Source organism: Niabella aquatica (assembly GCF_054779315.1).
Map to the genome: position 1 here is coordinate 366,732 of NZ_BAAGYM010000003.1, position 24,960 is coordinate 391,691.

Sequence of the window (24,960 nt, forward strand, 5' to 3'; positions counted from 1 at the left end):
AAATAAAGAAGCTGGACAGCCTGATCTTTAAAGCATCCCATGATATGGACCCTACCTGTACGGGTACCGGCCGGTTACAAACCTGTGACTGCTCACCAGCAGGAGCCGGAATTAAAAAAGGTTTTGGGCTACGATCACCTTTAAAAATGGCAGGCCACTCCCAGCCCGTTCTTAGCCGGCTGTACAGACACTTGTCCACCGCCATACTTCTTCATCTTATTATTCCCTATTACCCACATGGTAATGCCCCCACCGGTAGAAACCGTACCAAAAAGAATGCAGAATACACCGGCTATAACTTTGCGCTCCTTACGATCATTATTATAATCAGCGTAATAATCGTAATCCCTCTCGTCTTCAGCCGATGCAATCAATAAGGCTCCCGTAGTAATAAGCCCCGCACCAACAAAAGTCAGTGCTATTCCGCCATTACGCATATTTCTAAACCTAAGATACTTTTCTTCATTAAAAACAGTAGATAGCTTTTCCCCGTTGGTAAACAGGCCATTCACGTTCCTTTTTTTTACACTTACAAAATCTCTCCGGAACTGTTGGGCCTCCAGGTCGTGGCGCTGCGCCCGGGCATCAGCAAAAAACAGCGTTACAGCAGCAGCGAACAGCAGTTGTTTCATGTTCATAGAAATAGGATTTTAATAAATTAACGCCGTAAAGGTATGTCTTATGCTGTATAAAAACTTTAATTGCAGGTTCAGCAGTATATTCCAAACTGTCGCATCCAGCAAAATCTTCTCCCAAAGAAAGGGAGACTACATCTGCTTCTAAAAACGAAATACACAAAGATTGGTGCGTACAACCCGTCTCCTTTGGAGAGGCTTGGGGTGAGGTGTATTTGCAATCATGTAAAATGCACCTGTTCAGGCATATCACACCTGCGCATACGATTGAGCAGCTTAGCATTTGCTGCTATCCATTGCTTAATTTTGTTATTTACTCTTTTCCAGATAATATATAGGCATAATGATTTACTACAGTTTTAAAAGATACCGGATATTATCATTGTGTTTGATGGCCTCCATCGCTTCTCTGGCCCAGTCAGCGGATACCCGGCCCCGGATTGTTAGTGCAAAGGCAATTAATCCTGCAGCAATAGAGCTGAAACTTAATAATGACAGGCATATTCTTATAGACTTCTACGGAGAAAATATTTTCAGGTTTTTTGCAGATAGCACGGCAAAATGGCTGAGAGATCCTGAAGCAAAACCAGCAGCTCAGATCTTAGTGAATCAGCCAAGAAAAAAGGTAGCGGCTGTAACCCTTTCCGATAACGGCCATTGGATCTCAATTACCACCCAAAAGATACATATCAGTTTTGATAAAAACACCACAACTTTTAAAATAGTCAACCTGCAAACAGGCGCCACAGTAACCGAAGTTATAAAGCCGGTGGCTTTTGAAAATAAAAAGATAATCGTAACGCTTAAAGAACAGCCGCAGGAATATTTCTATGGAGGCGGTGTACAAAACGGGCGCTTTTCGCATAAGGGAAAAACAATTGCAATCGAGAACCAAAATAGCTGGACAGACGGAGGAGTGGCTTCGCCGGCACCATTTTACTGGAGCACGAATGGCTACGGTGTAATGTGGTACACTTTTAAAAAAGGCAAATACGACTTTGGAGCCCGCGAAAAAGGGATGGTGAGTCTTTATCATGAAACTGATTATTTAGACCTGTTTTTTATGGTAAGTGATGGTGCTGCAGCTTTGCTGAATGATTACTATCAATTAACAGGAACACCCGTACTATTACCCAGGTTTGGTTTTTATGAAGGTCACTTAAATGCCTACAACCGCGATTACTGGAAAGAAGATTCTACAGGTATTTTATTTGAAGATGGAAAAAAGTATAAAGAAAGCCAGAAAGATAACGGAGGAGTAAAAGAATCGCTGAATGGTGAATCAAAAATCAGCTATCCCTTCTCTGCAAGAGCAGTGATCGATCGTTATAAGCACAACGATATGCCTTTAGGCTGGATACTGCCTAACGACGGATATGGCGCCGGTTACGGGCAAACCGGAACGCTCGACAGTAATATCTTAAACCTGAAAAGCTTTGGCGACTACGCCCGTAAAAACGGGGTGGAGATTGGCTTGTGGACGCAAAGCGACCTGCACCCTAAAGAGGGGGTAAGTGCCTTGCTGCAAAGAGATATTGTTAAGGAAGTAAGAGAGGCCGGTGTGCGTGTATTAAAAACAGATGTGGCCTGGGTAGGTGCCGGTTACTCATTCGGCTTGAACGGGGTGGCCGATGTAGCGCAGATCATACCCAAATATGGCAACCATGCAAGGCCATTTATTATATCGCTCGACGGCTGGGCCGGCACACAGCGTTACGCGGGTATATGGACCGGCGATCAAACAGGTGGCCAATGGGAGTATATCCGGTTTCATATTCCCACCTATATTGGTTCTGGACTGTCGGGTATTCCCAATATCACATCGGATATGGATGGAATTTTTGGAGGAAGAAATATTCCGGTTAACGTAAGGGATTTTCAATGGAAAACTTTTACGCCCATGCAATTAAATATGGATGGCTGGGGGTCTAATGCCAAATATCCCCAATCCCTGGGCGAACCTGCAACTTCTATCAACAGGAACTACCTTAAGTTAAAATCGGAACTAATGCCTTATGCGTATAGCATTGCCAGAATATCAACAGACGGCCTGCCTATGATCAGGGCTATGTTCCTGGAGTATCCCAATCCGTACACGTTGGGCACTGCAACAAAGTACCAGTTCATGTATGGTCCCTGGTTTTTGGTAGCCCCTGTTTATCAAAGCACCAAAGCAGATGATGCGGGTAATGATATCCGTCATGGCATCTATCTTCCCGAAGGAGACTGGATAGATTATTTCACCGGAGCGCGTTATGAAGGCAATCGTATCCTCAATTATTTTGATGTACCCCTATGGAAGCTGCCTGTATTTGTAAAGCCCGGCGCTATTATTCCTATGGCAAACCCTAATAATAATCCCCGGCAAATAAACCAGGCGCTTCGGATTTATGAGCTATACCCCAGCGGCAACTCTTCTTTTACAGAATATGACGATGATGGTATTACTGAAAAATACAGGAGCGGGGTATTCGCCAAGACTCTTGTTAACGTGGAGCAGTCCGGAGATAATGTTACTGTAAATATCGAACCGGCAAAAGGAAGCTTCGATGGATTTGTTAAGAACAGGGAAACCGTTCTAAAGATCAATGTTTCGCAGCGGCCTGATAAAGTTTCAGCAAGGATCGGGGGAAAAAGCACCCAGCTGAAAGCTGTAAACTCTTTGGAAGCATTCAATACACAAACTAATGTGTATTATTACAACGCTGTGCCCGATCTTAACCGGTTTGCAACAAAAGGCAGCGCTTTTGAAAAAACTGTGATCACAAAAAATCCGCAACTGCTTATCAGGCTTGCCCAAACAGATGTTACCCAAAACAGGGTTACCGCAACGATTACAGGATTTGCGTTTAATATCAGCAATGCTTACAAAAAAACCGAAGGCGCTTTAACAACGCCTGCCAGCGCAGAGGTGACAGTACCCAATACCGGTTCATTTTTTTTAAGGCCCTCGTGGACAGAGGTGAGCAACGCAGATTTCTACGAAATAGATTTCAACAGCATGTTGTACACCCACATAAAAGATACGGCTTTTATGCTGGATGAGCTGCAGCCCGAAACTACTTATACCTTCAAACTGAGGGCTGTTAACAAATCAGGTTACTCAGACTGGATTGCTATTAGCAGCAAAACAAAGATGAACCCCTTACAGTTCGCTATCAAAGGTATTACAGGTTACTGTACGGCTCCGTCACAGGATAATGAGGGAATAACAAAATTGTTCGACTTTGATGAAAGCAATAACTGGCATACTAAATACGGACGCAACGCTATTCCTTTTGATATGGTACTGGATCTGAAAAGCGTGAACCAGCTAGATAAAATGCAATACCTGCCACGTATCAGCGGGCGTAACGGTCTTATTACGAAAGCAAAAATCTATTACAGCAGCAATAAGAAAGACTGGATAGAAGCAGACAGTGTGCAATGGGCCAGCGATAATAACGTAAAAGAGTTTGTTTTTGCCAGCCAGCCAACAGCGCGCTACATTAAGCTCAGCGTAACAGAAGGCACAGGTAATTTTGGTTCGGGCAGGGAGCTGTATGTATTTAAAGTGCCCGGCAGTGCCAGCTATATTCCCGGTGATATTAATAACGATGGCAAGATCGACCATAACGACCTTACCTCTTATACCAATTACACAGGCCTGCGCAAGGGCGATAGCGATTTTGAAGGCTATATCAGCAATGGAGATATCAATAAAAACAATCTTATAGATGCCTACGATATATCAAACGTGGCTACACAGCTTGAAGGTGGGGTAAGCCGTGATTCCATTGCCGGAATTGGCGGTAAGCTCATCGTATCAACAAATAAAATATCCTACAAGGCAGGTGAAACAATCGAGATCAGGGTAAAAGGCCAAAGCCTGAGTAGTGTAAATGCTTTGAGCTTTGCCCTGCCATACAATGGGCAGCATTACGAGTACATCGGCACTCAGCCTGTTGGCACAAATCAAATGGAAAACCTTTCTTATGACAGGCTGCATACCAACGGAACCAGGGCGCTTTATCCCACCTTCGTAAATGTAGGCAACCAACCATCTTTGAATGGCAATAAAGACCTTTTCATCATCAGGTTTAAAGCCAAAAAAGATGTGAAAGCTGGTTTAAAAGCTATTGACGGGATACTGGTTGATAAAGATCTGAATGAGCTGAGGTTTTGAGAGAGACTGACATAAAGTTTTAATTAATCGGGATATTCAATTTTCTATAGGGCTATCAATGCGGCGGTGACCAGTTTTTTATCATCTTTCCGACAGTAAGGAGGAATCTCACCCTAATGCAGCCGGTCGCTCCTTTCTGTCGAGGTGACGACTGCTAATCAGCGTCCTGCAAATACATCATTGGTAACGGAGCGAAGCATAGCGAGAAGTCTTATCAACACGTTGATATCTCTCGTTACGATCGGGATAACAATTGTCTATCTGAATATGCCTGGTTCTATTTCACTACCTCAAAATTGTATTTTCCGGACCCAGTTTCAATAATTACATATCCCTGTTCTTTACCTGTAATTTTAATCGCTTTTATTTCAGATAAAGCTTTGCCGCTTTCTTTTATATTTTGTACGTCCTCGGCCGGTATGTAGACAGTAGCCCGCGTGTTTGGCGGTATTTCCGTAGCCATTACCAGCTTATCGTTATTCACCTTCCAGCTATTGCCTAGCAGGCCATAATAGGTTTTTAAAGTTGCCGATGCGTCTTTAAAACCGCCGCCTATATGTGGCATTACCAATATATGCTTGTATCCAGCGCCATCTTCATAAGTATCAATTCCTGCCATTTTCCGGTACATCCAATCGCCTATAGCGCCATAAGCATAATGGTTAAAAGAGTTCATGCCGGGTGTTTGAAAAGTGCTGTCAGGCTTCATGCCATCCCATCTTTCCCAGATGGTAGTAGCCCCCATCTTTACCGGGTACAGCCATGAGGGATAACTATCCTGCAGCAATAATTTATACGCCACGCTATCGGCTCCAAAACGGGTGAGCACATGGCATAAATACGGGGTGCCTAAAAATCCTGTTGTTAAATGGTTCCCGTAGCTTTTTATATTCTCCACCAGCTTTTCGGCTGTTGGTTGTCTTTGCGCTTCGGGCAGCATATCAAACTGCAGGGCTAACACATAAGCAGTTTGTGTACCCGATACCAGGCGGCCGCTTTGCGTTACATACTCGGTATTAAAAGCATCTTTTATTCTTTTCAGCAAGGCAGTATATTCCTCCATATCAGCTGTTTTACCTAAAATCTTTGCTGTGTTAATCAATAGCTGTGCAGCATGCGCATAAAAACATTGTGCTATTAAGTTTTTGTCGGTTACGGCGCTGCGCCCGTCGTTGTCATCAAAAGGCCGGTAAAACAGCCAGTCGCCAAAATGCCATCCGGTATTCCACAAGTCGTTTTTAGACGCACGCCGTATACTCTCTATAAAAGCTTTCATACTGCCATATTGGGTAGCAAGCAGGCGCTTATCGCCGTAGGCCAGGTACATTTGCCAGGGCACAATAGTGGCGGCATCGGCCCAGCCGGCGCTGTTGCCGGCTTTACCCAAAACATTAGGCACTACATACGGTACTACACCGTTGTCCTGCTCGGCCTCTATATCACGCAGCCATTTTGCAAAAAAGTTATGTACGTTCATGTTAAACGCAGCGGTTCTTGCAAATACCTGTGCATCACCTGTCCAGCCCAGCCGCTCATCCCTTTGCGGGCAATCTGTTGGGACATCCAGGAAATTGCCTTTTTGTCCCCATTGTATATTATGCTGCAGCTGGTTGATGAGGGAATTGGACGTTGTAAAGCTGCCTGTTGGCTCCATGGCCGAGTATAAAGCCACCGCTTCAAAGTCAGCAGGATCAATCTCTCCCCGGTAACCTTCTATCTTGATATACCGGAAGCCCATCCATGTAAAGTAAGGATGAAAGGTTTCCGTTCCGCCGCCCTTTAAAATATACTTTGCCTGTGCTTTGGCCGCACGGAGGTTTTCTATATAAAAATTTCCTTCTTTGTCCAGCACTTCGGCATGCGAAATAGTCAGGGTATCTCCGGCATTGCCCTTCATTTTTACCTGCACCCACCCTACCAGGTTCTGCCCGAAGTCGATCACTTTTTCGCCGGCCGGTGTGGTGATCAATTTCACCGGCCTGAATGTTTCATGTTGCTTTACCGGTTCGTTTACAGTAGCTATTAAAATATCTTTCGGATGAGTTACTACTTTGACGCTGTTCCAGTCTCCATCATCATAACCCGCTTCTTTCCAGCCCTGCTTTTGCTTCCTGGCGTCAATAATTTCTCCATCATATACCTGCGAATACATGATCTCACCGCTCGAAGACTTCCAATAATTGTCTGTAGTTACTACTTCGGAAGAGCCATCGCTATAGGTGATATTTACCTGCAGCAGCAGGCCCAGCGTTTTTCCATAAATATTACCGTTGTTTTGCCATCCTAAAACACTACGGTACCAGCCATTGCCCACCATTGCTGCTACCACGTTGGCACCGCTTTTTAAAAGCGGGGTTACATCGTAAGCCTGGTATTGCAGCCTTTTACTGTATTTGGTCCAGCCAGGTGTAAGCCAGGCATCACCAATACGGGTTCCGTTAATGTAAGCTTCATACAGGCCATGAGCAGTGATATAAGCCGTAGCCCGGGCAATTTTTTTAGAAAGACTGAACGGCCTTCTGAAAAGGGGGCAGGGGCTTTCATTATCGCTGGGGGCAAATGTTGCTTCGATCCACTGTGCCTGCCAGTTGGTGCTGTCGAGCAAACCTGTTTGAAACGAGGCGACAGGGCTCCATCCGGACATTTTTCCCGCCTGGTCCCACACCCTTACCTGCCATTTATACTTTGTGTTGAACCGCAGCGGGCTTCCCTTATAAGTAACATGTACCGAAGAATCAGACATTATTTTTCCGGAGCTCCAGGCTGTTTTATTTTCTTCCGATACTTTTATCTCGTAAGCCGATTGTACAATGTTGCGGCCTGGCCCGGCCAGCTGCCAGCTAAAGGAAGGTTGCACAACATCGAGGCCAATGGGATTAACGAGGTTTTCTGTTAAAAGATTTTTGACGCTGGTTTGTGCGCATGCAGCGGTACAAAGCAGCAACAGGCTGAAAGAGGCAATCATTTTATTCATTTCAATACAGTTTTATTGGTACCAGCCTTTGTTTACCCGGGCTGATAAGATTTCCAGGACCAATGAAGAGATCGTTTGCTAATAAAGTTAAGGCGATTAACTGCACAACTGTCCTACACTATCCTTAGCTGCAGTGACTGCGACCTGCGTACAGGCAACATTTACAGCGATCTCGTGCTATTCAGTACAGCCAGTTGACGCGTAATTATCGTCTTTATTATATGGGCAGGCGACAGAATAAAAGCTTAAGCCGCCCCTTCCGGCTCCTCCGCTATTCTTCCGGCTGTTTGTTTAATGCCTCCCACAGCATATCTTTTAGTTTTACCAGGCCCTGCTGAGCCACCGATGAAATGAAAATATGCGGTATATCATCCGGCATTTCAGCGCTGATGGCCTCTTTCAGCTCATCATCCAGCATATCGCTTTTGCTGATAGCAATCAGCATTTCTTTATGCAACAGTTCTTCGTTGTACTGCTTCAGCTCATTCAGTAAGATCTCAAATTCTTTGCGGTGATCTTTACTGTCAGCTGGAATTAAAAAAAGTAAAACAGGGTTGCGCTCAATATGCCTTAAAAATCGATGGCCCAGCCCGCGCCCTTCTGCGGCGCCTTCTATAATTCCCGGAAGATCGGCAATACAGAAGCTCCTTCCATCGCGATATTCAACAATGCCCAGGTTAGGCGTAATGGTAGTAAATGCGTAATCGGCTATTTTAGGCTTGGCCGCTGTGATTACGGACAGCAAGGTAGATTTTCCGGCATTGGGAAATCCTACCAGACCCACGTCCGCCAGTACTTTCAGCTCTAATACTTTCCATCCCTCTACGCCGGGCATACCGGGCTGCGCATATTCGGGCGCCTGGTTGGTGGCAGTAGCGAAATTGCTGTTGCCCAAACCTCCTTTTCCACCGGGCATCCAAATCACTTCCTGCCCGTCTTCCAGCACTTCTGCTTCTTGCGTCCCGGTTTCTTCATCAATGGCAACCGTTCCCAGCGGAACCTCCAGAATAATATCCTTCCCGCTGCGACCGGTACAGTTATTGTGTCCGCCATTTTCGCCATTCTCGGCCAGCACATTTTTATGATACCGCAAATGCAGCAGGGTCCACAGGTTGCGGTTGCCCCGTAAGATAATATGCGCTCCACGTCCGCCATCGCCACCATCGGGCCCTCCTTTGGCGGTGAACTTATCACGTAAAAAATGTTTAATGCCCGCGCCACCATGACCGCTGCGACAAAAAACACGTATCTGGTCTACAAAATTGCTCTTCTCCACGTTGTAATTATTGATATGGCGGCAAAGATAAGCCGAAGGCTCAAAGCTTAAAGCAAAAGCCCGATATCCGGGTCATTAAAAACTAATAGCCTGAAAGTGAGCGCACCGTATAGCTAAATGGTATTTTACAGCACCTATATACACATCGCCGCAATTATAATTATACTATTTCCCCGCTTTTTCAATCTTAATATTCTCTCTCACCTGTTTCCAGTAGTCGCGCCCGTACGAAACCAGCACTTCGCTGCCTGCAACAATATGGGTTTTGGCTTTTATAAAAACGCGGTTGCCTACTTCCTCGTATTCGGCATTATTTTTTAAACCGGGAACCTTAGTAAGGCCGGCAGCGTCATTAGCATAACGGCCAAAAGATTTGAGATCTTTGGACGCATCTATCACATTGGCATCATCAATATAATAAATGTAGGGATTGTCTGCATCATTTTCTACATCGGCCCATGTAGCCCTGCGACCGATATATTCGGTTATCACTGCACCCCTGGGAACATTTACTGTTACAAAAAGCCCTTTGCCTGATTGAGGAATAGTTGAGGTTTTTACTTTTAAATGTTTTGCCGGTAAACACATGCAGCTTTTAAATTTTGTTTGCGAATATATTGTAAATAGGGCGTGCCATAAAATCAATTATGATCCTTTGGAGCAATCCCGGGCCGGCTTGACCGATATCAATATCAGGTGCAGAAAGAAAGACAGCCAAAATTTTTAAAAAATCTATTTTCACAAGAGGGCCAATTAGTAGCTATATAAAAATAAAGCATTTTAACAGGAATAATTTTATGAAATGCAGATATTTTTTAAATAATACGCTCCTTTGTGTGCAAAACCTTCATTGTATACCAATAACGCCTCCTGTTTTCTTTGTATGTTTGGCAGTTAAAAGGAAGAGGTACTACTTTCGTTTCTATTCAATATTAATTATATGATAATGTTTAAAAGATCACTTATTGTAATGTTGGTGCTGTTCTCATCAGTATTTAAAACCTTTGCTGATGAAGGTATGTGGCTGCCTCATTTATTAGGTCAGCAGGTTTACAATGACATGGTGAAGAAAGGTTTAAAACTTTCGAAAGATCAATTGTACAGTGTAAACAAAAACTCACTGAAAGATGCTATTATTATTTTCGGCGGCGGATGTACCGGCGAAATGGTAAGCGCCGAGGGCCTGATATTTACCAATCACCACTGCGGATACGGTGCCATTGCCGCTGCCAGCACAGTAGATCATAATTACCTGCGTGATGGCTTCTACGCAAAAAATAAAGCTGAAGAAATTAAAACGCCGCTTACTGTTCAGTTTTTGCTGCGCATAGAAGATGTAACGAAGGAAGTAGAAGGAGCTTTAGGCAGGCTTTCGGGAGCAGCAAGAGCTGCCAAACAGGCTGAAGTAGTGGGCATTATCAATAAAAGGCTTAGTGATGCGGATCAAAGTATAGAGTGCCGTGTAAGCCCGGTATTTAAAGGCAACCAGTTCCTGGCATTTGTATATGAAATATATAAAGATATCCGCCTGGTAGGCGCCCCACCTGAAAGTGTAGGCAAATTTGGCGGAGATACCGATAACTGGGAATGGCCCAGGCATACAGGCGACTACTCTATTTTCAGGGTTTACGCCAATAAGAACAACCAGCCTGCTACCTACGATGCCGCTAATGTTCCCTATAAACCCAAATGGTTTCTTCCTATTTCGTTAAAAGGTGTAAAAGAAAATGATTTTGCCATGATATGGGGATATCCCGGCGGCACCAACCGTTATGAGTCTTCTTATGGGATTAAGCTGGCAACAGAAGTAAACAATCCCACGCTTGTAAAGCTGCGCGATATGCGCCTGAAATATATGTTCGGGGAAATGAAGAAAGATCCCGCAACAAAACTGAAGCTGGCCTCCAGCTATGCAGGTATCGCCAACTACTGGAAGTTTTTTGACGGAGAAACCAAACAGCTGTTAAAATACGATATATATGGGCAGAAAAAAGCTGCCGAAGACAAATTCACAGCCTGGGCAAAAGGGAAACCGGAATATCAAACCCTGTTTGCAGACTGGGCGAAGGCTTACGACGAGTGGAAGCCTTATGCAGCAGAACGCGTTTACTTATCGGAAGGTATTTTAGGATCGCCGGTTATTGCCTTTGCCAATACGGTATATCAGCTAGTAACTGCGCCTAATGCAAATAAGGACGCCCTGGTAAAACAGCTGAATGCCAGAAGAGATGCTTTTCTTGCAGCAGAAGATAAACCTTCCGATCAGAATATTTTAGGCAGCTCCACTCAAATATTTTACGACAACGTAGAAAAGGATCAGCAGCCAAAAGCCTTTTATGATTCGTTGCAACAACAGTACGGCCCGTTGAGCGAGTCGTCTTCCTATAAGAGATATGCAGCTGATGTATTTAAGCATACCCTCATTTTTGACGATACTAAATGGAACGCCTTTATTAGTTCATTGAATACAGATGAATTAAATAACGACCCGGCATTTAAACATGCAGCAGCTTTTGTTAATAATTACAAAGAAAGGTTTGACCCGATATTTCAGCAGTTTACTATTAAAAATAACGATTACGGCAGGATCTATCTTAAGGGAGTAATGGCAATGGAGCCGGGAAAAGCAAAGCAGATGTACCCCGACGCTACTTTTACCATGCGTGTAAGCTACGGGCAGGTGAAACCTTATTCTCCAAAAGATGCGGCATTTTATGATTATGTAACCACATCCAAAGGAGTACTGGAAAAATATATAGCCGGGGATTATGAATTTGACCTCCCTTCTAAACAAATCGAGCTTTTTAAGAAAAAAGATTTTGGCCGGTATGCAGACCCGGTGCGTAAGGACCTGGTAATTAACTTTATTACCTCCAATGATATTACCGGCGGTAACTCGGGCTCACCGGTTATTAACGGCAATGGCGAGCTGATCGGCCTTGCTTTTGATGGTAATTACGAGGCATTAAGCCATAAGCTGGCCTTTGATAAAAACCTGAACCGTACCATTAATGTAGATATACGCTATGTGCTTTGGTGTATAGATAAACTGGGCGGCGCGTCTAATATTATCAAAGAGCTGAAGCTGGTGCCATAAGAGCCGCTATGCAAACATAAAGGAAAAGGCAGGTAGCGTACCTGTCTTTTTTTTATGAATAGTGATTGCTGAAGTGTACACCCTGTATCGCTACCTGCTGCATATTTGTATGCCAGAGCCTCGCTAGCCCACTAAAAAACTAAATATCATGCGTATTGTTCTATTACAGCCCATTTCTTTCCTATTTTTAGGACATGGACAAGGCTATAATTACCCAAATAGATCTCATCAAATTATCTGTTCCGCTTAAAGAGCCCTTTATTATTTCATTAGGCCCCGTTTACAGTGCCGATAATGTAATAGTAATTATTCATACCAATGAAGGTATCACCGGTTGGGGCGAGTGCAGCCCTTTTATGAGCATTAACGGTGAAAGCGCTGATACGGGGCTGGTAGTAGGTAAGTACTTTGAGAAAGTATGGATAGGTAAAGATGCTCTCGAGATTGAGAAGCGTATGAACGAGCTGGATCAGGTAATTTATGGCAATAACAGTATCAAAAGCGCTTTTGATATGGCTTTATTCGATATTGCTGCTCAAAACGAGGGCCAGCCTTTGTACCGCTTCCTGGGAGGAACAAAAAACAAAATCATTGCTACCGATTATACAGTGAGCGTGGGAGCGGCGGCGCATATGGCCGCAGACGCGTTAAAGATCAAAGACGCAGGATTTCCTGTTATCAAAGTAAAAATAGGGAAAGGGGGCAGGGAAGATGTGCTGCGTATTAAAGCCATCCGTGAAGCGGTAGGATATGATATACCGATAAGGGTAGACGCCAACCAGGGCTGGGGCTTTAAGGAAGCAATCGAAACCTTGAAAGCGCTTGAACCCTTCAACATACAACATTGTGAAGAACCTTTACCACGCTGGGCATTTATGCAGCTGCCAGCGGTAAGGAAGCAGAGCCCTATTCCCATAATGAGCGATGAAAGCTGCTGCGATCACAACGATGTTCAAAGGCTGATTGATATAAAGGCCTGTAACCTGATCAATATTAAGTTGGGTAAAAGCGGTGGCATCTTCAAGGCTTTAAAAATGATACGGCTTGCAGAAGCGGCGAATATGAAAATTCAGATAGGAGCATTTTTAGAATCAAGAATTGCCATGACGGCTTTTGCACACCTGGCTTTATGCAGCGATAACATTACTTATTTCGATTTTGATACTGCACTGATGTTTAGCGAAGATCCGGTAGAAGGAGGCATTATTTACAAAGAAAACGGAGTGATCGAAGTACCGGAAGCACCGGGGATCGGGGCTACGCTGAAAAAGAAATTTTAGGAAAATTTTTTAAAGAATCGCTACTATAAGTGCGCTGCATTCTTTTACGCCAGAATATATCACGAACCGGTTAGCTCTTTTCAAAAAAGAACAAATTAATGGCTAAGAACGTTAAAACATAAAGATACCAATAGAAATAAAATACCCAGGGGCATGTTACCGTTAAAAATAAAAGTTAAACAGGCCCGGTCTTAATTTTGCTTAAGTGGATTATATTAAAGAATATAAAAAATTTATAAACAGCTATTATTTTAATGAGGCTATACGGATTACTATTGGCATTACCCTTCCTGCCATTGTATTAAGCTATTTCGGAAAATTAGAAATTGGGCTTATTCTCTCCATGGGAGCTATGGCAGTAAGCGCTTCAGATATCCCCGGGCCCATTCATCAGCGCCGTAACGGAATGCTGATAACCGCCGGGCTGATCTTCTTTGTATCGCTGGTCACCGGTCTTATTAACCAGCATCCGGTATTGCTTGGCCTGGAGATAATTATATTTTGTTTTGCGCTGAGTGTTATTGGTGTGTATGGTGCAAGGGCCAATTCTATTGGCTTCGCGGGTATGCTGATCATGATACTGAACCTTGATTACCATGCAAGGGGAACCGATATCCTGCTTCACAGCCTATTTCTCATAGCGGGAAGCTGCTGGTATATGTTGCTCAGCCTGGCATTATTTGGAGTACGCCCTTATAAAGTGATCCAGCAGGCTTTGGGCGATAGCATCCTTTCCATTGCAGATTATTTTGGAACGCGGGCGTTATTCTATAATAAAGATGCGGACTATAATGCGATTTATAAAAAGCTGATGGAAGAGCAGCAGCAGATACAGGAAAAACAGTCCCTGTTACGTGAAATGCTATTCAAAAGCCGGAATATTGTGAAAGAGTCCACCCTCACCGGCCGCACCCTCCTGGTAATATTTGTTGAATCTATTGATCTGTTCGAAAAAGCTTCTGCCACCTATTATAACTACGAGGCCATGCATAAACGTTTTGACGACAGTGGCATTCTGAACCACTTTCAGCAAATGATCTATGTGATCGTAGAGGAATTACATCATATCGGCCTGGCCGTGCAAAGCGGCCGGCCATCAAGGGCTTCGAGAAAACTGAATAATGAGCTTAAGGTATTACAAACCAGGTACGAAGCTTTTGCCGATCAATACAGGAAACCGGAAACATTTGATGCGCTTGTAAACATGCGTAAGCTGCTCCAATCGGTAGAAGAGATCACCCTTCGCATTTACACGTTACACCATTATACACGATACGACCAAAAAAAGATCAAAGCATATAAGCTATCCGGCGATTACGATCATTTCGTTACTAAAACGGATCTTGACATTGAAATTCTGAAAGAAAATTTTTCTTTAAAGTCAAACAGCTTCCGGCATGCAATACGGGTTACCCTGGCCTGTGTTTTAGGTTATATAGTAGCACATGCGCTGCATTTACAATACAGCTATTGGGTATTACTTACTATCATCGTGATCCTGAAGCCTACCTATAGCGTTACCCGGCAAAGAAACTACCAAAGACTTTTAGGTACTTTTGTAGGCGCTTTGGGAGGGCTTGCCCTGCTTTTCCTTATTCCTACACAAAACGGGAAGTTTGCGGCTATGATCGTGTTAATGATCATCACTTATAGCTTTATGCGTACCAAATACCTGGTAAGCGTGATTTTCATGACAGCATTTATCATGATCTTTTTCTACCTGCTCAACAGTCACCATTTTTATGAAATATTCAAAAGCAGGCTCATTGATACTGTAGTAGGTTCTGTTATTGCTTTTATAGCCGCCTATGTGCTGGTACCCTCCTGGGAAAAAATGCAGATCAATTCTTATATCATTACTGCATTGGAAAAATCCAGGCGTTATTTTGAGATAGTAGCTGCCAGCTTTTCAACTGGCACTTTAACCGATCTTGACTACAGGCTGAGCCGTAAAGATGCGTTTATTGAGCAGGCCAATTTATCGGGCGGCTTTACCCGTATGATGAACGAGCCTAAAAACAAGCAGGGCGACATCAAAAGAATACACCAGTTGGTAGTGCTGATCTATACATTGAACTCCCATATTGTATCGCTCGGCGCTTTAGCCCGGAACTTTAAACAGCAGTACACCGAAGAAAATTTCCAATCTATTAAAGATGATATAGTGGCAGAGCTTAATGAATCGATTTCAATGATCGCTCATAAAGCAGTCAATGAAATAAAACACCAGGCGCCTATCGAATTAAAAGAAGAGTTGGACGAACTCGTCAGCAAACGGCGCAGGGAACTGCAACAGGGACTTGTAGATACAGAAACAAGAAAAATGATCGTGGCATTGAAACCGGTCGTAGATCAGTTCCTTTTTATCAGCCGTATTGCAGGAGATATTAAAAAACTGGCAAAAGAGTTTTAATAAAAACAGTGAGGGGGTTAAATTATCATACCCTGATTTAGGTATTTTTTAACGGTTGCTATTATTCTATTTTTATTTCATGCTGATGGATTTGCCTCAATGGTTGGGAGCTGCTATACTTGCAGCTATTATAAGCCTGCTGGGCTTTGCAGGAAAGTTTATAATAGAGCTTACACGAGCTCACAGAGAGCGACAGAAGAAACGCTTCGCAAAACTTGTAGAACTTTGTTCGCTGCTCAATGCTTCTTTTGATATTTACAAAAAGCAAAACAGCATAGCCCATGTGCTATGCACCCGCTTACTGGAACGGCCTGGCCTGAGTCTTGAAAGCGGGCAGACAATGGATGCTTTTTTAAGCAGCTGCTATACCATCATGAATGAAACAGAAAAAGAAACGCATTCTGTTATAAGAGGATATAGCAACGCCCTGCATGATTTAAACACCCGGATGCTTACCTGGCTGCAAAACGATTTTGAATATAAAACAGCTGGTAAGAAAGCCGAAGCCACGGAATTAGCCAGCCAGCTCAACCGCCTGGAAACACATTTATATTTATGGATAGCTAAGTATAATGTCTGGATTCCGACTATACCCCGCCATTGCCTGGTGTATTTAAAGGATGAGGCCTATCATGGAACGGGTTTTCCCAAGGGAATAGAAGCCGCGCTTACCGGGTTTTTACGAAAAAAGCACCAGACCTCCTTCCCGTTTAATAAAGAATAATAATTATTTATTTAGAGAACGTAAGCAGTCCATGCTGGCTGCCGGTAAAAATATCGCGGAACGCCCTGTTGATCACAGTACCATTATTGGTTGCCGCCAATCCACAATAAGGATAGATAGTGGCCACCTGCTGCCGGCACTCCTTCACCATTAGTCTGCTGAGTGCTGCGATTTTATTGACTGATTTTTTAGAAACATGCTTATGCTCAAGCTCTTTCCATGAGATATCGGTTATTGTATAAAAGCGGTCTGACAGATCATATACCTTTTGTTGTGCGCTTACAATGGCGATTTCCGCAATGCGGTTCGCAGCATGGCCCTGCCGGGCATGCTGCCGTTTTTTTTGCTGAATAATATACAAAGCCTCTTCCAGGAAATGCCGGGTCATACCCAGGGTGTTTACAGCAATAGTCGCTTCTGCAAAAGGCAGGAAGGGATATTTGTAGATATTACCTTCTAGTGTAGTATGCGATCCGTCAATAATAAAGCTCCGGTCATTGCTTACCTTTATATCCTGCACACTAAAACTATGGCCGGCAGTCGCTTTCAGGCCCATCGTATTCCAGTCTTTGTGTACTATTACCTCATTTTTATTAAAAAAGAAGGATCGTGTCAGCGGAGTACCGTCCTCCTTCAACAAGGCTTTTCCATCTTTCTCAATAACACAGTTGGCAGTAAAATGGGTAAGATGTGGTGCTCCCGTGGCATATTTCCAGTACCCGTTTACGATATAGCCGCCTTTTACTTCCCTGGCAACGCCACCTGCAGCGCCGCTTCCGCCAAAGCAAACTTTTTCTTTTGAAAAAATCGTGTATGCTTTTTTCTTTTGTATATAACCGCAAAAAAGATTCGCGCCGGCGCAAAGCGTAACCGTCCATCCCAGGCTGCCATCTATATAGGCCAGGTATTCTTCATATTGTAAAGCCTCGGGAAGATTCAGCTCAAGCCCGCCAAGCGCTTTTGGAACAAAGAGCTTGAACCATTTTTGCTTATAGGCAAGCTCCAGTATGGCCGGGGTTAAGGCGCCTCTCGCTTCCGCCCCGGCACACCAATTTCTTAACCGGTCTGCCTGGTCTTTACTTAAAACTAAAGGCATGTTCTTTTTCTTTTTGTTTAACAATCCTGCTCCAGTCCATATATCCCAGCACTGCAATAATGAACAGAAATAAAGTAAGCGCCGCATATAAAGGCAGTCCTTTATAAAGCAGCAGGGGTATCGCAAAAGCATTGCTGATATTGAGCAACAGCCAGTTTTCAACTTTCCTTTTAGCCAGCAGCCACATGCCTGCCCATGCCGTGGCACTTACCCATGAATCAAAAACAGGTACTGTTGAATCAGTAAAATGCCGAAGCACTAAATAAAGCACCGCAAATGCGCCCGTTACAATAAGAATGGTAACGAGCCAGTCTTTTTTATCAGCTCTCGTAATTTGGGGGGCAGCATGTTGTTTCCTGTTCACCCACCACCACCAGCCATAAATACTCATCAATAAATAATAAAGATTGAGGGTGCTTTCTGCATACAAGCCCGCATGAAAAAAAATATAGGTGGAAATAATAACCGATAAAATACCACACGGATATAGCCATATTTTATTAGCCCTTGCCAGCAATACTTCTGCAACGCCAAAGCTGACGCCGATCCACTCCAGGGCAGGCACTCCCTTTAATTGTTCCCAAAAAGTCTGAACCCATTCGTGCATGTTCATAACTGTGATATTTTAACCGCCACGGATGCACTTAAAATCTGATAATACTTATTCCCTACGCCGGCATTACCCGGATCAGGTTATTGGGTATGATCTCAGCCCGTAATATTAAGGCACCCCATGAGTAGGGCAAAGATAGGTATCAAATAGGTTTATGTTGTACTTTTATCCAACTATAATAATAAAAACGACAAAATAGTAGACACCCTGCAAAAACACCAGGTACCTTATATGCTATCTGGTAGTGTTGCTATGAGTATTTACGTGGTACCAGGGGCTACAAGAGATTTTGATTTCGTAATATTACTGAAAGAAGAAAATGTTGAACGTTTCGCATCTGCGTTTGAAGACGGTTTTTATTGTGATCCGGATTCAATACATGATGCAATAAAGCATAAAAGCATATTTAATATCATTGATTATGAAAGTGGCTAAAAAGCTGATTTTGTAATTTTGATGAACGCTCCGTTCAGGCAGACAGAATTTGAGCGACGGCAAAGCTTATCTGGGATCCAGGAAATACAATCTATCATACAGATGGAAGATATTAGACAATTATTACAAACACCTCAACTGGATATGGAGTACATAAAAAAATGGATAGGACAATTACAGTTAAATACTTTTAATCTTTTATAAATGCAGGACACACCGGAACATATTAAAAAACTGCAATTAGAAATATGGCTGCAAAAATCGCCGGGCGAACGTTTGTACCAGGCTTTGAAAAGTAATGAGGAGCTGTTCCTTGCATGGAAGAAAACAAAGGAGCAGGTGAGCAAAAAGGAACCAATCAGGAAATTATAACGTCAGCCAGGCGTGGTATATAAGGTTGACATTTTTTTATTTGTAACGCTGCCGCTATACGGAGTTGTAATTTTATACCTATGGCCGTTTGCATTCAGGTCAGAATTTTAAGATGCCTGATATTAGCTGCTATATCACTACCTTCAAACCGGTGTATCATTTTTAAAGAGCTGTTTAGCAGGTTACTCTGCGGGTAGGCTATATTGTGCCCTAATTGTGCAATTAATTTGTCACGGTCAGCAATACAGTTATCGTAGTTGCTACCGGTTTGGTTCGTAAGGCTTTCTGCAAAACACCACGCGCCTGCCCGGGCTTTTCCTATGCTGAAATTTACCAGGAGGTCGTCGTAGTTTTTTCTGTGCAGCCGCAACAGGTACATCAGCGGGTTTATTCTTTCAAGACAGGTTTTTGTAGCATCGATCATAGAACCCAGCAGCATATTAATGGCATCGAAATCTTTTTTAATGCTTTTCAGTTCTTTCCCTTGCAGCGCTTCAGCTGTGGCAATGCCTAAATCAAGATTAATGTGCGCATTCATGCCTAAAAGATAATGCTGTAGTACGATCAAAGGTGCTGCTATAGCGGCTTTAAAGGCTGTAGCCCACGATTCCGATGGCTGCAGGCCATGTTGCCATTGGGGCCATGCTCTTATATAATGATTGGCAAAAAGCACATCCAGCTTTTCAACAAATCCATTATCCGAAAATTCATGATTGCCAATACCCTGCTTTACACGCCGCGTTACATTGCAATACAACATGGCAAAATACCCCGACCTGTCTTTGTTTTTGATACAATCACCAATGATCTGCTCAAGTTGCACAATTACTTCATCGATAGTAGTAGCCGGGGTCATAGTTGAAGCGATTTAGCTTTTTGAAGTAAACTTAATGAAAGCATGGGTATTTGAATATACCCTGATTTAGGTATTTCATTATTACCGCCTACCACTGCAACCTCAACATTTCATTCCCAGACCAAAATTGCTTTTTATAAAACAGGAATAAAATTTTGTACTTTTAAATGCAACCCTATTGCTTCATCCCATCCAGCTCCTTTTGCAACCGGAACATCTCATCTCTCAACCTGGCAGCCTCCATAAAATCAAGATCCCGTGCGGCTTTCTCCATTTCCTTCTTGGTTTTGGCAATAGCTTTTTCCATTTGCGGGATAGTTTTATATATCACTTCTTCCTCTGCTGCAACAGTAACCAGGTCTTCATCAAACCTAATAGCGCCGGGCTCTTTTTCATCAAAGCCCTTAATATCCAGAACGCTGGTTTGTTTAAACACATCTTCTTTCGACTTGGTCACCGTACGGGGCGTGATGTTATGCGCTATATTATAGGCCACCTGTTTTTCGCGGCGGCGGTTAGTTTCATCAATCGTGCGCTGCATACTGCCGGTCATGGTATCGGCGTAAAAAATCACCAGTCCGTCCACATTACGTGCAGCCCGTCCAGCCGTTTGCGTTAATGATTTTTCGTTGCGCAGAAAACCCTCTTTATCCGCATCCAGGATGGCTACCAGGCTCACCTCCGGCAAATCCAGTCCTTCACGTAAAAGGTTTACGCCTACCAGCACATCAATTTCCCCCAAACGCAACTGGCGCAGTATTTCAACGCGCTCTAAAGTATCTACCTCGCTGTGGATATACTTGGATTTGATGTTGATGCGATGCAGGTATTTATCCATTTCTTCTGCCATTCGCTTGGTCAAGGTCGTTACCAAAACACGATCTCCTTTTTTTACACGCTTATCAATTTCATCCAGCAAATCATCTATCTGGTTAACACTGGGGCGCACTTCAATAGGCGGATCCAGCAGGCCTGTCGGGCGCACCACCTGTTCCACAATAACACCTTCTGATTTCTCGAGCTCATAGCTGTCCGGCGTAGCCGAAACGTAAATGACCTGGTGCTGCAGACTTTCAAACTCATGAAAATTCAAAGGCCTGTTATCCAAAGCCGATGGTATGCGAAACCCGTAATCTACGAGTATCAGCTTGCGGCTCCTGTCCCCACCATACATACCACTGATCTGCGGCATGGTCTGATGGCTTTCGTCCACGATCATCAGATAATCTTTCGGAAAATAGTCCAGCAAACAAAATGGCCTTGTACCGGGACTTCTCCTGTCGAAAAACCGGGAGTAATTCTCTATGCCATTACAATAGCCCAGCTCTTTGATCATTTCTATATCATATTCCACACGTTCTTTAATACGCTGGGCTTCTATCAGCTTGCCGGTGCTTTGAAAATACTCCACCTGCGCCATCATCTCGTCCTGGATCTCATAGATCACCTGTTGTATCATATCTTTTGGAGCCACATATATATTGGCGGGGAAAATAGCGGCATTCTCAATTTTAGCAATTCGCTTGTTAGTAGCCACATCAATGGTTTCGATCTCCTCTATCTCATCTCCGAAAAAGGTAACGCGATACCCATAATCGGTATAGGGCAGGTTAATATCCACTGTATCGCCTTTCACGCGAAAAGTGCCGCGAGTGAACTCGATAGTGGTGCGGGTATACAAAGAATTTACCAGCGCATGTAAAAACCCCTGCCGGGAAATGGTTTGTCCGCGGTTGATACGGATAATACTGTTCTCATAATCCGCGGGATTACCGGCTCCATATATACAGCTTACAGAAGCCACCACGATAATATCCCTTCTCCCGCTTAATAAGCTGGTAATGGTACGCAGCCTCAGCTTGTCCAGCTCCTCGTTGATAGCAAGATCCTTTTCAATGTATGTATCGCTTACAGGAAGATAGGCTTCCGGCTGATAATAATCGTAATACGAAACAAAATATTCTACGGCATTCTCGGGGAAGAATTGCCGGAACTCGCCATACAATTGTGCCACGAGGGTTTTATTATGCGTAATGATCAGCGTAGGCCTTTGTGTATTTTGTATCACATTGGCCATAGTAAAGGTTTTACCGCTGCCGGTTACGCCTAAAAGGGTCTGATATTTTTCGCCGCTTAAAACGCCCTCGGTTAATTGCGCAATGGCCGATGGCTGATCGCCTGCCGGAGGGAACGGGGTATGAAGTTTGAAAGGCAAAATTTTTTGTTTAACGTTTGAAGTTTCAAAGTTAAAAGAATAAACATTGTTATCAGAACTCCTATATTTGGTACTAAACTTTTAAAGAATGATGAAACGCTTTATAAGCGCTGTTCTTTTGTTAGCAATAGTATTGAATACCAGCGCCCAGCAGGAATATACAAAGCAGCAGCTTGTTGAGGATTTAAAAGTATTAAACGATATTCTTGTAAACACTAACCCCATCCTGACAAACGCCGGAAAAGACAGCATAGATAAAAAATTTTCTCAGGCGATAAAATCATTTCCGCTGAAAAAAGCCACGGGTCTTGAATTTGTTCGCTACATTGGAAGACTGAAAGCAAATACGGGCTACGATGACCATGCCGGTATTACGCTCAACGATAAATTCTTTCCCGCAACAGCTTCTTTTTTCCCTGTTCCCATTTATATTATGCAGGACAGTATGCTTGTGAATACTGAAAAAAGCCCGCTTCCTTTTGGAAGTATCGTGCAAAGTATCAACGGGGTTAAAGTAAATGAAATTATAAAAGAACTGGCAGGCGCAGGGAATAACAGTAACTTTCGTAAATACCAGTTGAATACAAGTTTTTCGTTTTTGTTTTTCATGAAGTATGGCGCTAAGGATACCTTTAATATTACCTATAAGGCCCCGGTAAATGATGCTCCGGTAAAAACCATAACCTGTACAGCCGTTACTGTACAGGCATTAGCGGGAGCGCAAAACGCGGCAGTGTTTCCGCTAAACCGTTTCGAACCGCTGAACAAAGTACATACACAATTTGATGCGCAATCAGGAACTTATTATTTACAGTTCCGCTCTTTTGCTTTTGGCGAAGTTCGGCCTGACAGTATGCCCACTTCTCAGCAAATCAGACCTGCACCTGAAAGCAAACGCTCACTTGAGGTCGAAGCTGGACTTGACAGCTTGTTCAGGGATATCCGGTCAAAAGCTGCCCGATTTTTAGTTATAGATATACGGGGTAATGGCGGCGGGCTTATGGATGTGCCGGGGCTGCTGTTTTCGTACCTGGCAGACTCCGTCTTTTATGAAGCGCATTATCAAAAAATGTTGCCTGTCAAAGATATTCCGCTTACACATCTGAAAAAAATAGACAATACATTCATTGCTTCAAAAAGCGATGCCCCAAAAAGAGTATATCGCCTGTATGACGGTTTTCATACCAGCGGAGGAAAATCGAACCACACTATTTTATACAAACGCGAGCCCAGCCCCTATCGCTTTCCGGGTAAGGTGGCCCTGCTTGTTGATGAGGGTACTTTTTCAGCCGCAGCATATTTTACAGCGCTTTTTAGGGCAAACAAAAGGGGCAGCATTATCGGGCAGGAACCCGGCGGCTCCATCAGGGAGTTAACAGCAGGGCATTTGCTTCACTACGAGCTTCCCAATACAAGAATCCAGGTAACGCTTCCTTTAATGCAAATTACTTTTGATAAAAAACTCTATAATGATATAGAAGGGGATACAATCACCCCCGATTTTCAGGGAGAGTATCAATACTTTTTGAAAAAGCAGGATTGGGGCAGAGCCATAAACCGGCACCCGTAAACTAATTGTTACGCTATTAACCCCGTCATTTTGCATATCTGCTTGTGCAAAACATAAAAAAATGCACAAATGAATATGCATTTTTAAACAACATGAATTGTTTCTCCCCAAACCCCAATATTAATCCTATTGAAGTTGCAAATCTTTCCCGGCTTTCTCATCTGAAATGGCTCTGTCTATCGCGTATCTCACAAAGTCATTAAGCGTGACATTTTTTATAGCAGCAAAAAGTGCCGCTTCTCTATGAAGGTCTGATGAAATTCTCACATTAAAGTTTCCCTTATAAGTTTTATCCGGCGTCTTTTTAAGGTTCCGGCAGGTTTCAAGATAATCTTCTACGGACTCTTTGAAAGCTTTTTTCAGCCCCTTTACAGAATCAGCCTCGAAATTTACCAAATCATTAATGCCGATTATTTTCCCAAAAAAAATATCGTCTTCAACGCTAAAATGAATGTTAGCATAATAACCTTTATACTGTAAAACATCAGTCATTTCTAATTTTTCCTTTTTCTGTTAAATATTCAACAACCTGCCTGATAGCATATTTTTTGACAATATTAGATGGGTGTGGTTTGTGCAATAAAATCACATTTCCATCCGCGTCAACAAATTTCTTTCTTGACCCCGCTGTTTTCCCTTTCCTAACTTCATCATAACCATAGAAAGATAGTAACCCTGTCAGTTCATCCCATGTAAAATCCGATGGAATGGATAGAATCCTGTCTGCCAGCTTACGCTTTTTAGTCATCTTCTTTTAATACAGTTTCGCTTCTCATTAATGAGAGGCGGTCTGCAACTAAATTTTAGTTGCAAGCTAATTAAATTTTAATACTTTTCAAATTCTTTTTAACCAACTCTGTCAAATCCTCAAATTCCTACATACCACCCATCTTCTCTTTCCTCAACCGGGTAGGTTTTCAGGAAATAGCCTTCTCCGGAAACGTTACGCCCGTTTTCCAGACTGAACTTATAGCGATGCAAAGGACAAACAACCTGGTGCTGCAGATTTACATAACCATTTACCAGCGGCGCTGCGGCATGAGGGCATTTAGCCGCACAGGCATACAACTTATTCTCTACACGGGCAATGCATAATTGCCTTCCACCCACTTTTTTTTCAGTCAGATTTTCGTGGTTGAAATCCAGCTCGTTCGGATGAAGCGCAATTAAATACCAGGTGAGAGGTTTGTTCATGGTTCATGGTTGATAGTTCATGGTTCATGGCCGAACAGTGCAATT

General features: G+C 43.3%; 19 protein-coding genes and 1 riboswitch. Of the genes, 8 read left to right on the forward strand and 11 right to left on the reverse strand.

Annotation, left to right across the window (positions count from 1 at the left end):
- Positions 1 to 140 precede the first annotated feature (140 nt).
- Positions 141 to 638 carry a hypothetical protein gene (locus ACYVBM_RS03205; protein WP_460684170.1) on the reverse strand — a complete coding sequence of 166 codons (498 nt, stop codon included), beginning with the start codon at positions 636 to 638 and terminating at the stop codon, positions 141 to 143.
- A 340-nt stretch (positions 639 to 978) separates the two neighbouring features.
- Here ACYVBM_RS03205 and ACYVBM_RS03210 point away from each other — a divergent pair, with 340 nt between their 5' ends.
- Complete coding sequence (locus ACYVBM_RS03210; protein ID WP_460684171.1) at positions 979 to 4,800, forward strand: TIM-barrel domain-containing protein; 3,822 nt, start codon at positions 979 to 981, stop codon at positions 4,798 to 4,800.
- Positions 4,801 to 5,077: 277 nt separating this feature from the next.
- On the opposite strand, the gene ACYVBM_RS03215 is transcribed toward ACYVBM_RS03210, so the two are convergent.
- The 3 genes from ACYVBM_RS03215 to ACYVBM_RS03225 all read right to left on the reverse strand — a co-directional run bounded on the left by ACYVBM_RS03215 (position 5,078) and on the right by ACYVBM_RS03225 (position 9,638).
- A complete protein-coding gene (locus ACYVBM_RS03215; protein WP_460684172.1) occupies positions 5,078 to 7,774 on the reverse strand; it encodes a family 78 glycoside hydrolase catalytic domain in 2,697 nt (898 codons plus the stop codon).
- Between the two features lie 271 nt (positions 7,775 to 8,045).
- Positions 8,046 to 9,050: a GTPase ObgE gene (obgE, locus tag ACYVBM_RS03220; RefSeq protein ID WP_460684173.1), complete on the reverse strand. Its 1,005-nt coding sequence runs from the start codon at positions 9,048 to 9,050 to the stop codon at positions 8,046 to 8,048.
- A 165-nt stretch (positions 9,051 to 9,215) separates the two neighbouring features.
- On the reverse strand, positions 9,216 to 9,638 hold the full coding sequence (locus tag ACYVBM_RS03225) for an SET domain-containing protein (RefSeq protein ID WP_460684174.1): 423 nt from the start codon (positions 9,636 to 9,638) through the stop codon (positions 9,216 to 9,218).
- Positions 9,639 to 9,996: 358 nt separating this feature from the next.
- Between ACYVBM_RS03225 and ACYVBM_RS03230 the strand changes: the two genes are divergently transcribed.
- The 4 genes from ACYVBM_RS03230 (at position 9,997) to ACYVBM_RS03245 (ending at position 16,564) form a co-directional block, all read left to right on the forward strand.
- Positions 9,997 to 12,147 carry a S46 family peptidase gene (locus ACYVBM_RS03230; RefSeq protein WP_460684175.1) on the forward strand — a complete coding sequence of 717 codons (2,151 nt, stop codon included), beginning with the start codon at positions 9,997 to 9,999 and terminating at the stop codon, positions 12,145 to 12,147.
- Positions 12,148 to 12,341: 194 nt separating this feature from the next.
- Entirely contained in the window at positions 12,342 to 13,427 is a 1,086-nt protein-coding gene (locus ACYVBM_RS03235) for a mandelate racemase/muconate lactonizing enzyme family protein (RefSeq protein WP_460684176.1), read from the forward strand.
- A gap of 205 nt (positions 13,428 to 13,632) precedes the next feature.
- Entirely contained in the window at positions 13,633 to 15,840 is a 2,208-nt protein-coding gene (locus ACYVBM_RS03240; RefSeq protein ID WP_460684177.1) for an FUSC family membrane protein, read from the forward strand.
- Between the two features lie 85 nt (positions 15,841 to 15,925).
- On the forward strand, positions 15,926 to 16,564 hold the full coding sequence (locus ACYVBM_RS03245) for a hypothetical protein (RefSeq protein ID WP_460684178.1): 639 nt from the start codon (positions 15,926 to 15,928) through the stop codon (positions 16,562 to 16,564).
- A 7-nt stretch (positions 16,565 to 16,571) separates the two neighbouring features.
- Here ACYVBM_RS03245 and ACYVBM_RS03250 read toward each other — a convergent pair whose 3' ends face one another.
- Together ACYVBM_RS03250 and pnuC are read right to left on the reverse strand one after the other, a co-directional pair.
- On the reverse strand, positions 16,572 to 17,660 hold the full coding sequence (locus tag ACYVBM_RS03250) for an acyl-CoA dehydrogenase family protein (protein ID WP_460684179.1): 1,089 nt from the start codon (positions 17,658 to 17,660) through the stop codon (positions 16,572 to 16,574).
- On the reverse strand, positions 17,641 to 18,273 hold the full coding sequence (gene pnuC / locus ACYVBM_RS03255; RefSeq protein WP_460684180.1) for a nicotinamide riboside transporter PnuC: 633 nt from the start codon (positions 18,271 to 18,273) through the stop codon (positions 17,641 to 17,643). The genes ACYVBM_RS03250 and pnuC overlap by 20 nt, the downstream gene beginning before the upstream one ends.
- A gap of 34 nt (positions 18,274 to 18,307) precedes the next feature.
- A riboswitch (TPP riboswitch) is annotated at positions 18,308 to 18,404 on the reverse strand.
- A gap of 100 nt (positions 18,405 to 18,504) precedes the next feature.
- Here pnuC and ACYVBM_RS03260 point away from each other — a divergent pair.
- Positions 18,505 to 18,708: a hypothetical protein gene (locus tag ACYVBM_RS03260; protein ID WP_460684181.1), complete on the forward strand. Its 204-nt coding sequence runs from the start codon at positions 18,505 to 18,507 to the stop codon at positions 18,706 to 18,708.
- 204 nt (positions 18,709 to 18,912) lie between these two features.
- Positions 18,913 to 19,080 carry a hypothetical protein gene (locus ACYVBM_RS03265; protein WP_460684182.1) on the forward strand — a complete coding sequence of 56 codons (168 nt, stop codon included), beginning with the start codon at positions 18,913 to 18,915 and terminating at the stop codon, positions 19,078 to 19,080.
- A gap of 94 nt (positions 19,081 to 19,174) precedes the next feature.
- On the opposite strand, the gene ACYVBM_RS03270 is transcribed toward ACYVBM_RS03265, so the two are convergent.
- Positions 19,175 to 19,936, reverse strand: coding sequence for a DUF5995 family protein (locus ACYVBM_RS03270; RefSeq protein ID WP_460684183.1), 762 nt, complete (start codon positions 19,934 to 19,936; stop codon positions 19,175 to 19,177).
- 175 nt (positions 19,937 to 20,111) lie between these two features.
- The gene (gene uvrB, locus ACYVBM_RS03275; protein WP_460684184.1) at positions 20,112 to 22,151 is read right to left on the reverse strand and encodes an excinuclease ABC subunit UvrB; all 2,040 of its coding nucleotides are present in this window, start codon (positions 22,149 to 22,151) and stop codon (positions 20,112 to 20,114) included.
- 88 nt (positions 22,152 to 22,239) lie between these two features.
- Between uvrB and ACYVBM_RS03280 the strand changes: the two genes are divergently transcribed.
- Positions 22,240 to 23,721 carry a S41 family peptidase gene (locus ACYVBM_RS03280; RefSeq protein ID WP_460684185.1) on the forward strand — a complete coding sequence of 494 codons (1,482 nt, stop codon included), beginning with the start codon at positions 22,240 to 22,242 and terminating at the stop codon, positions 23,719 to 23,721.
- A gap of 126 nt (positions 23,722 to 23,847) precedes the next feature.
- On the opposite strand, the gene ACYVBM_RS03285 is transcribed toward ACYVBM_RS03280, so the two are convergent.
- From ACYVBM_RS03285 to ACYVBM_RS03295, 3 genes are all read right to left on the reverse strand, one after another.
- Complete coding sequence (locus ACYVBM_RS03285) at positions 23,848 to 24,213, reverse strand: type II toxin-antitoxin system HicB family antitoxin (protein WP_460684186.1); 366 nt, start codon at positions 24,211 to 24,213, stop codon at positions 23,848 to 23,850.
- A complete protein-coding gene (locus ACYVBM_RS03290) occupies positions 24,206 to 24,469 on the reverse strand; it encodes a type II toxin-antitoxin system HicA family toxin (RefSeq protein WP_460684187.1) in 264 nt (87 codons plus the stop codon). Before ACYVBM_RS03290 ends, ACYVBM_RS03285 begins: the two co-directional genes overlap by 8 nt.
- Positions 24,470 to 24,588: 119 nt before the next feature.
- On the reverse strand, positions 24,589 to 24,915 hold the full coding sequence (locus tag ACYVBM_RS03295) for a Rieske (2Fe-2S) protein (protein WP_460684188.1): 327 nt from the start codon (positions 24,913 to 24,915) through the stop codon (positions 24,589 to 24,591).
- Positions 24,916 to 24,960: the final 45 nt, after the last annotated feature.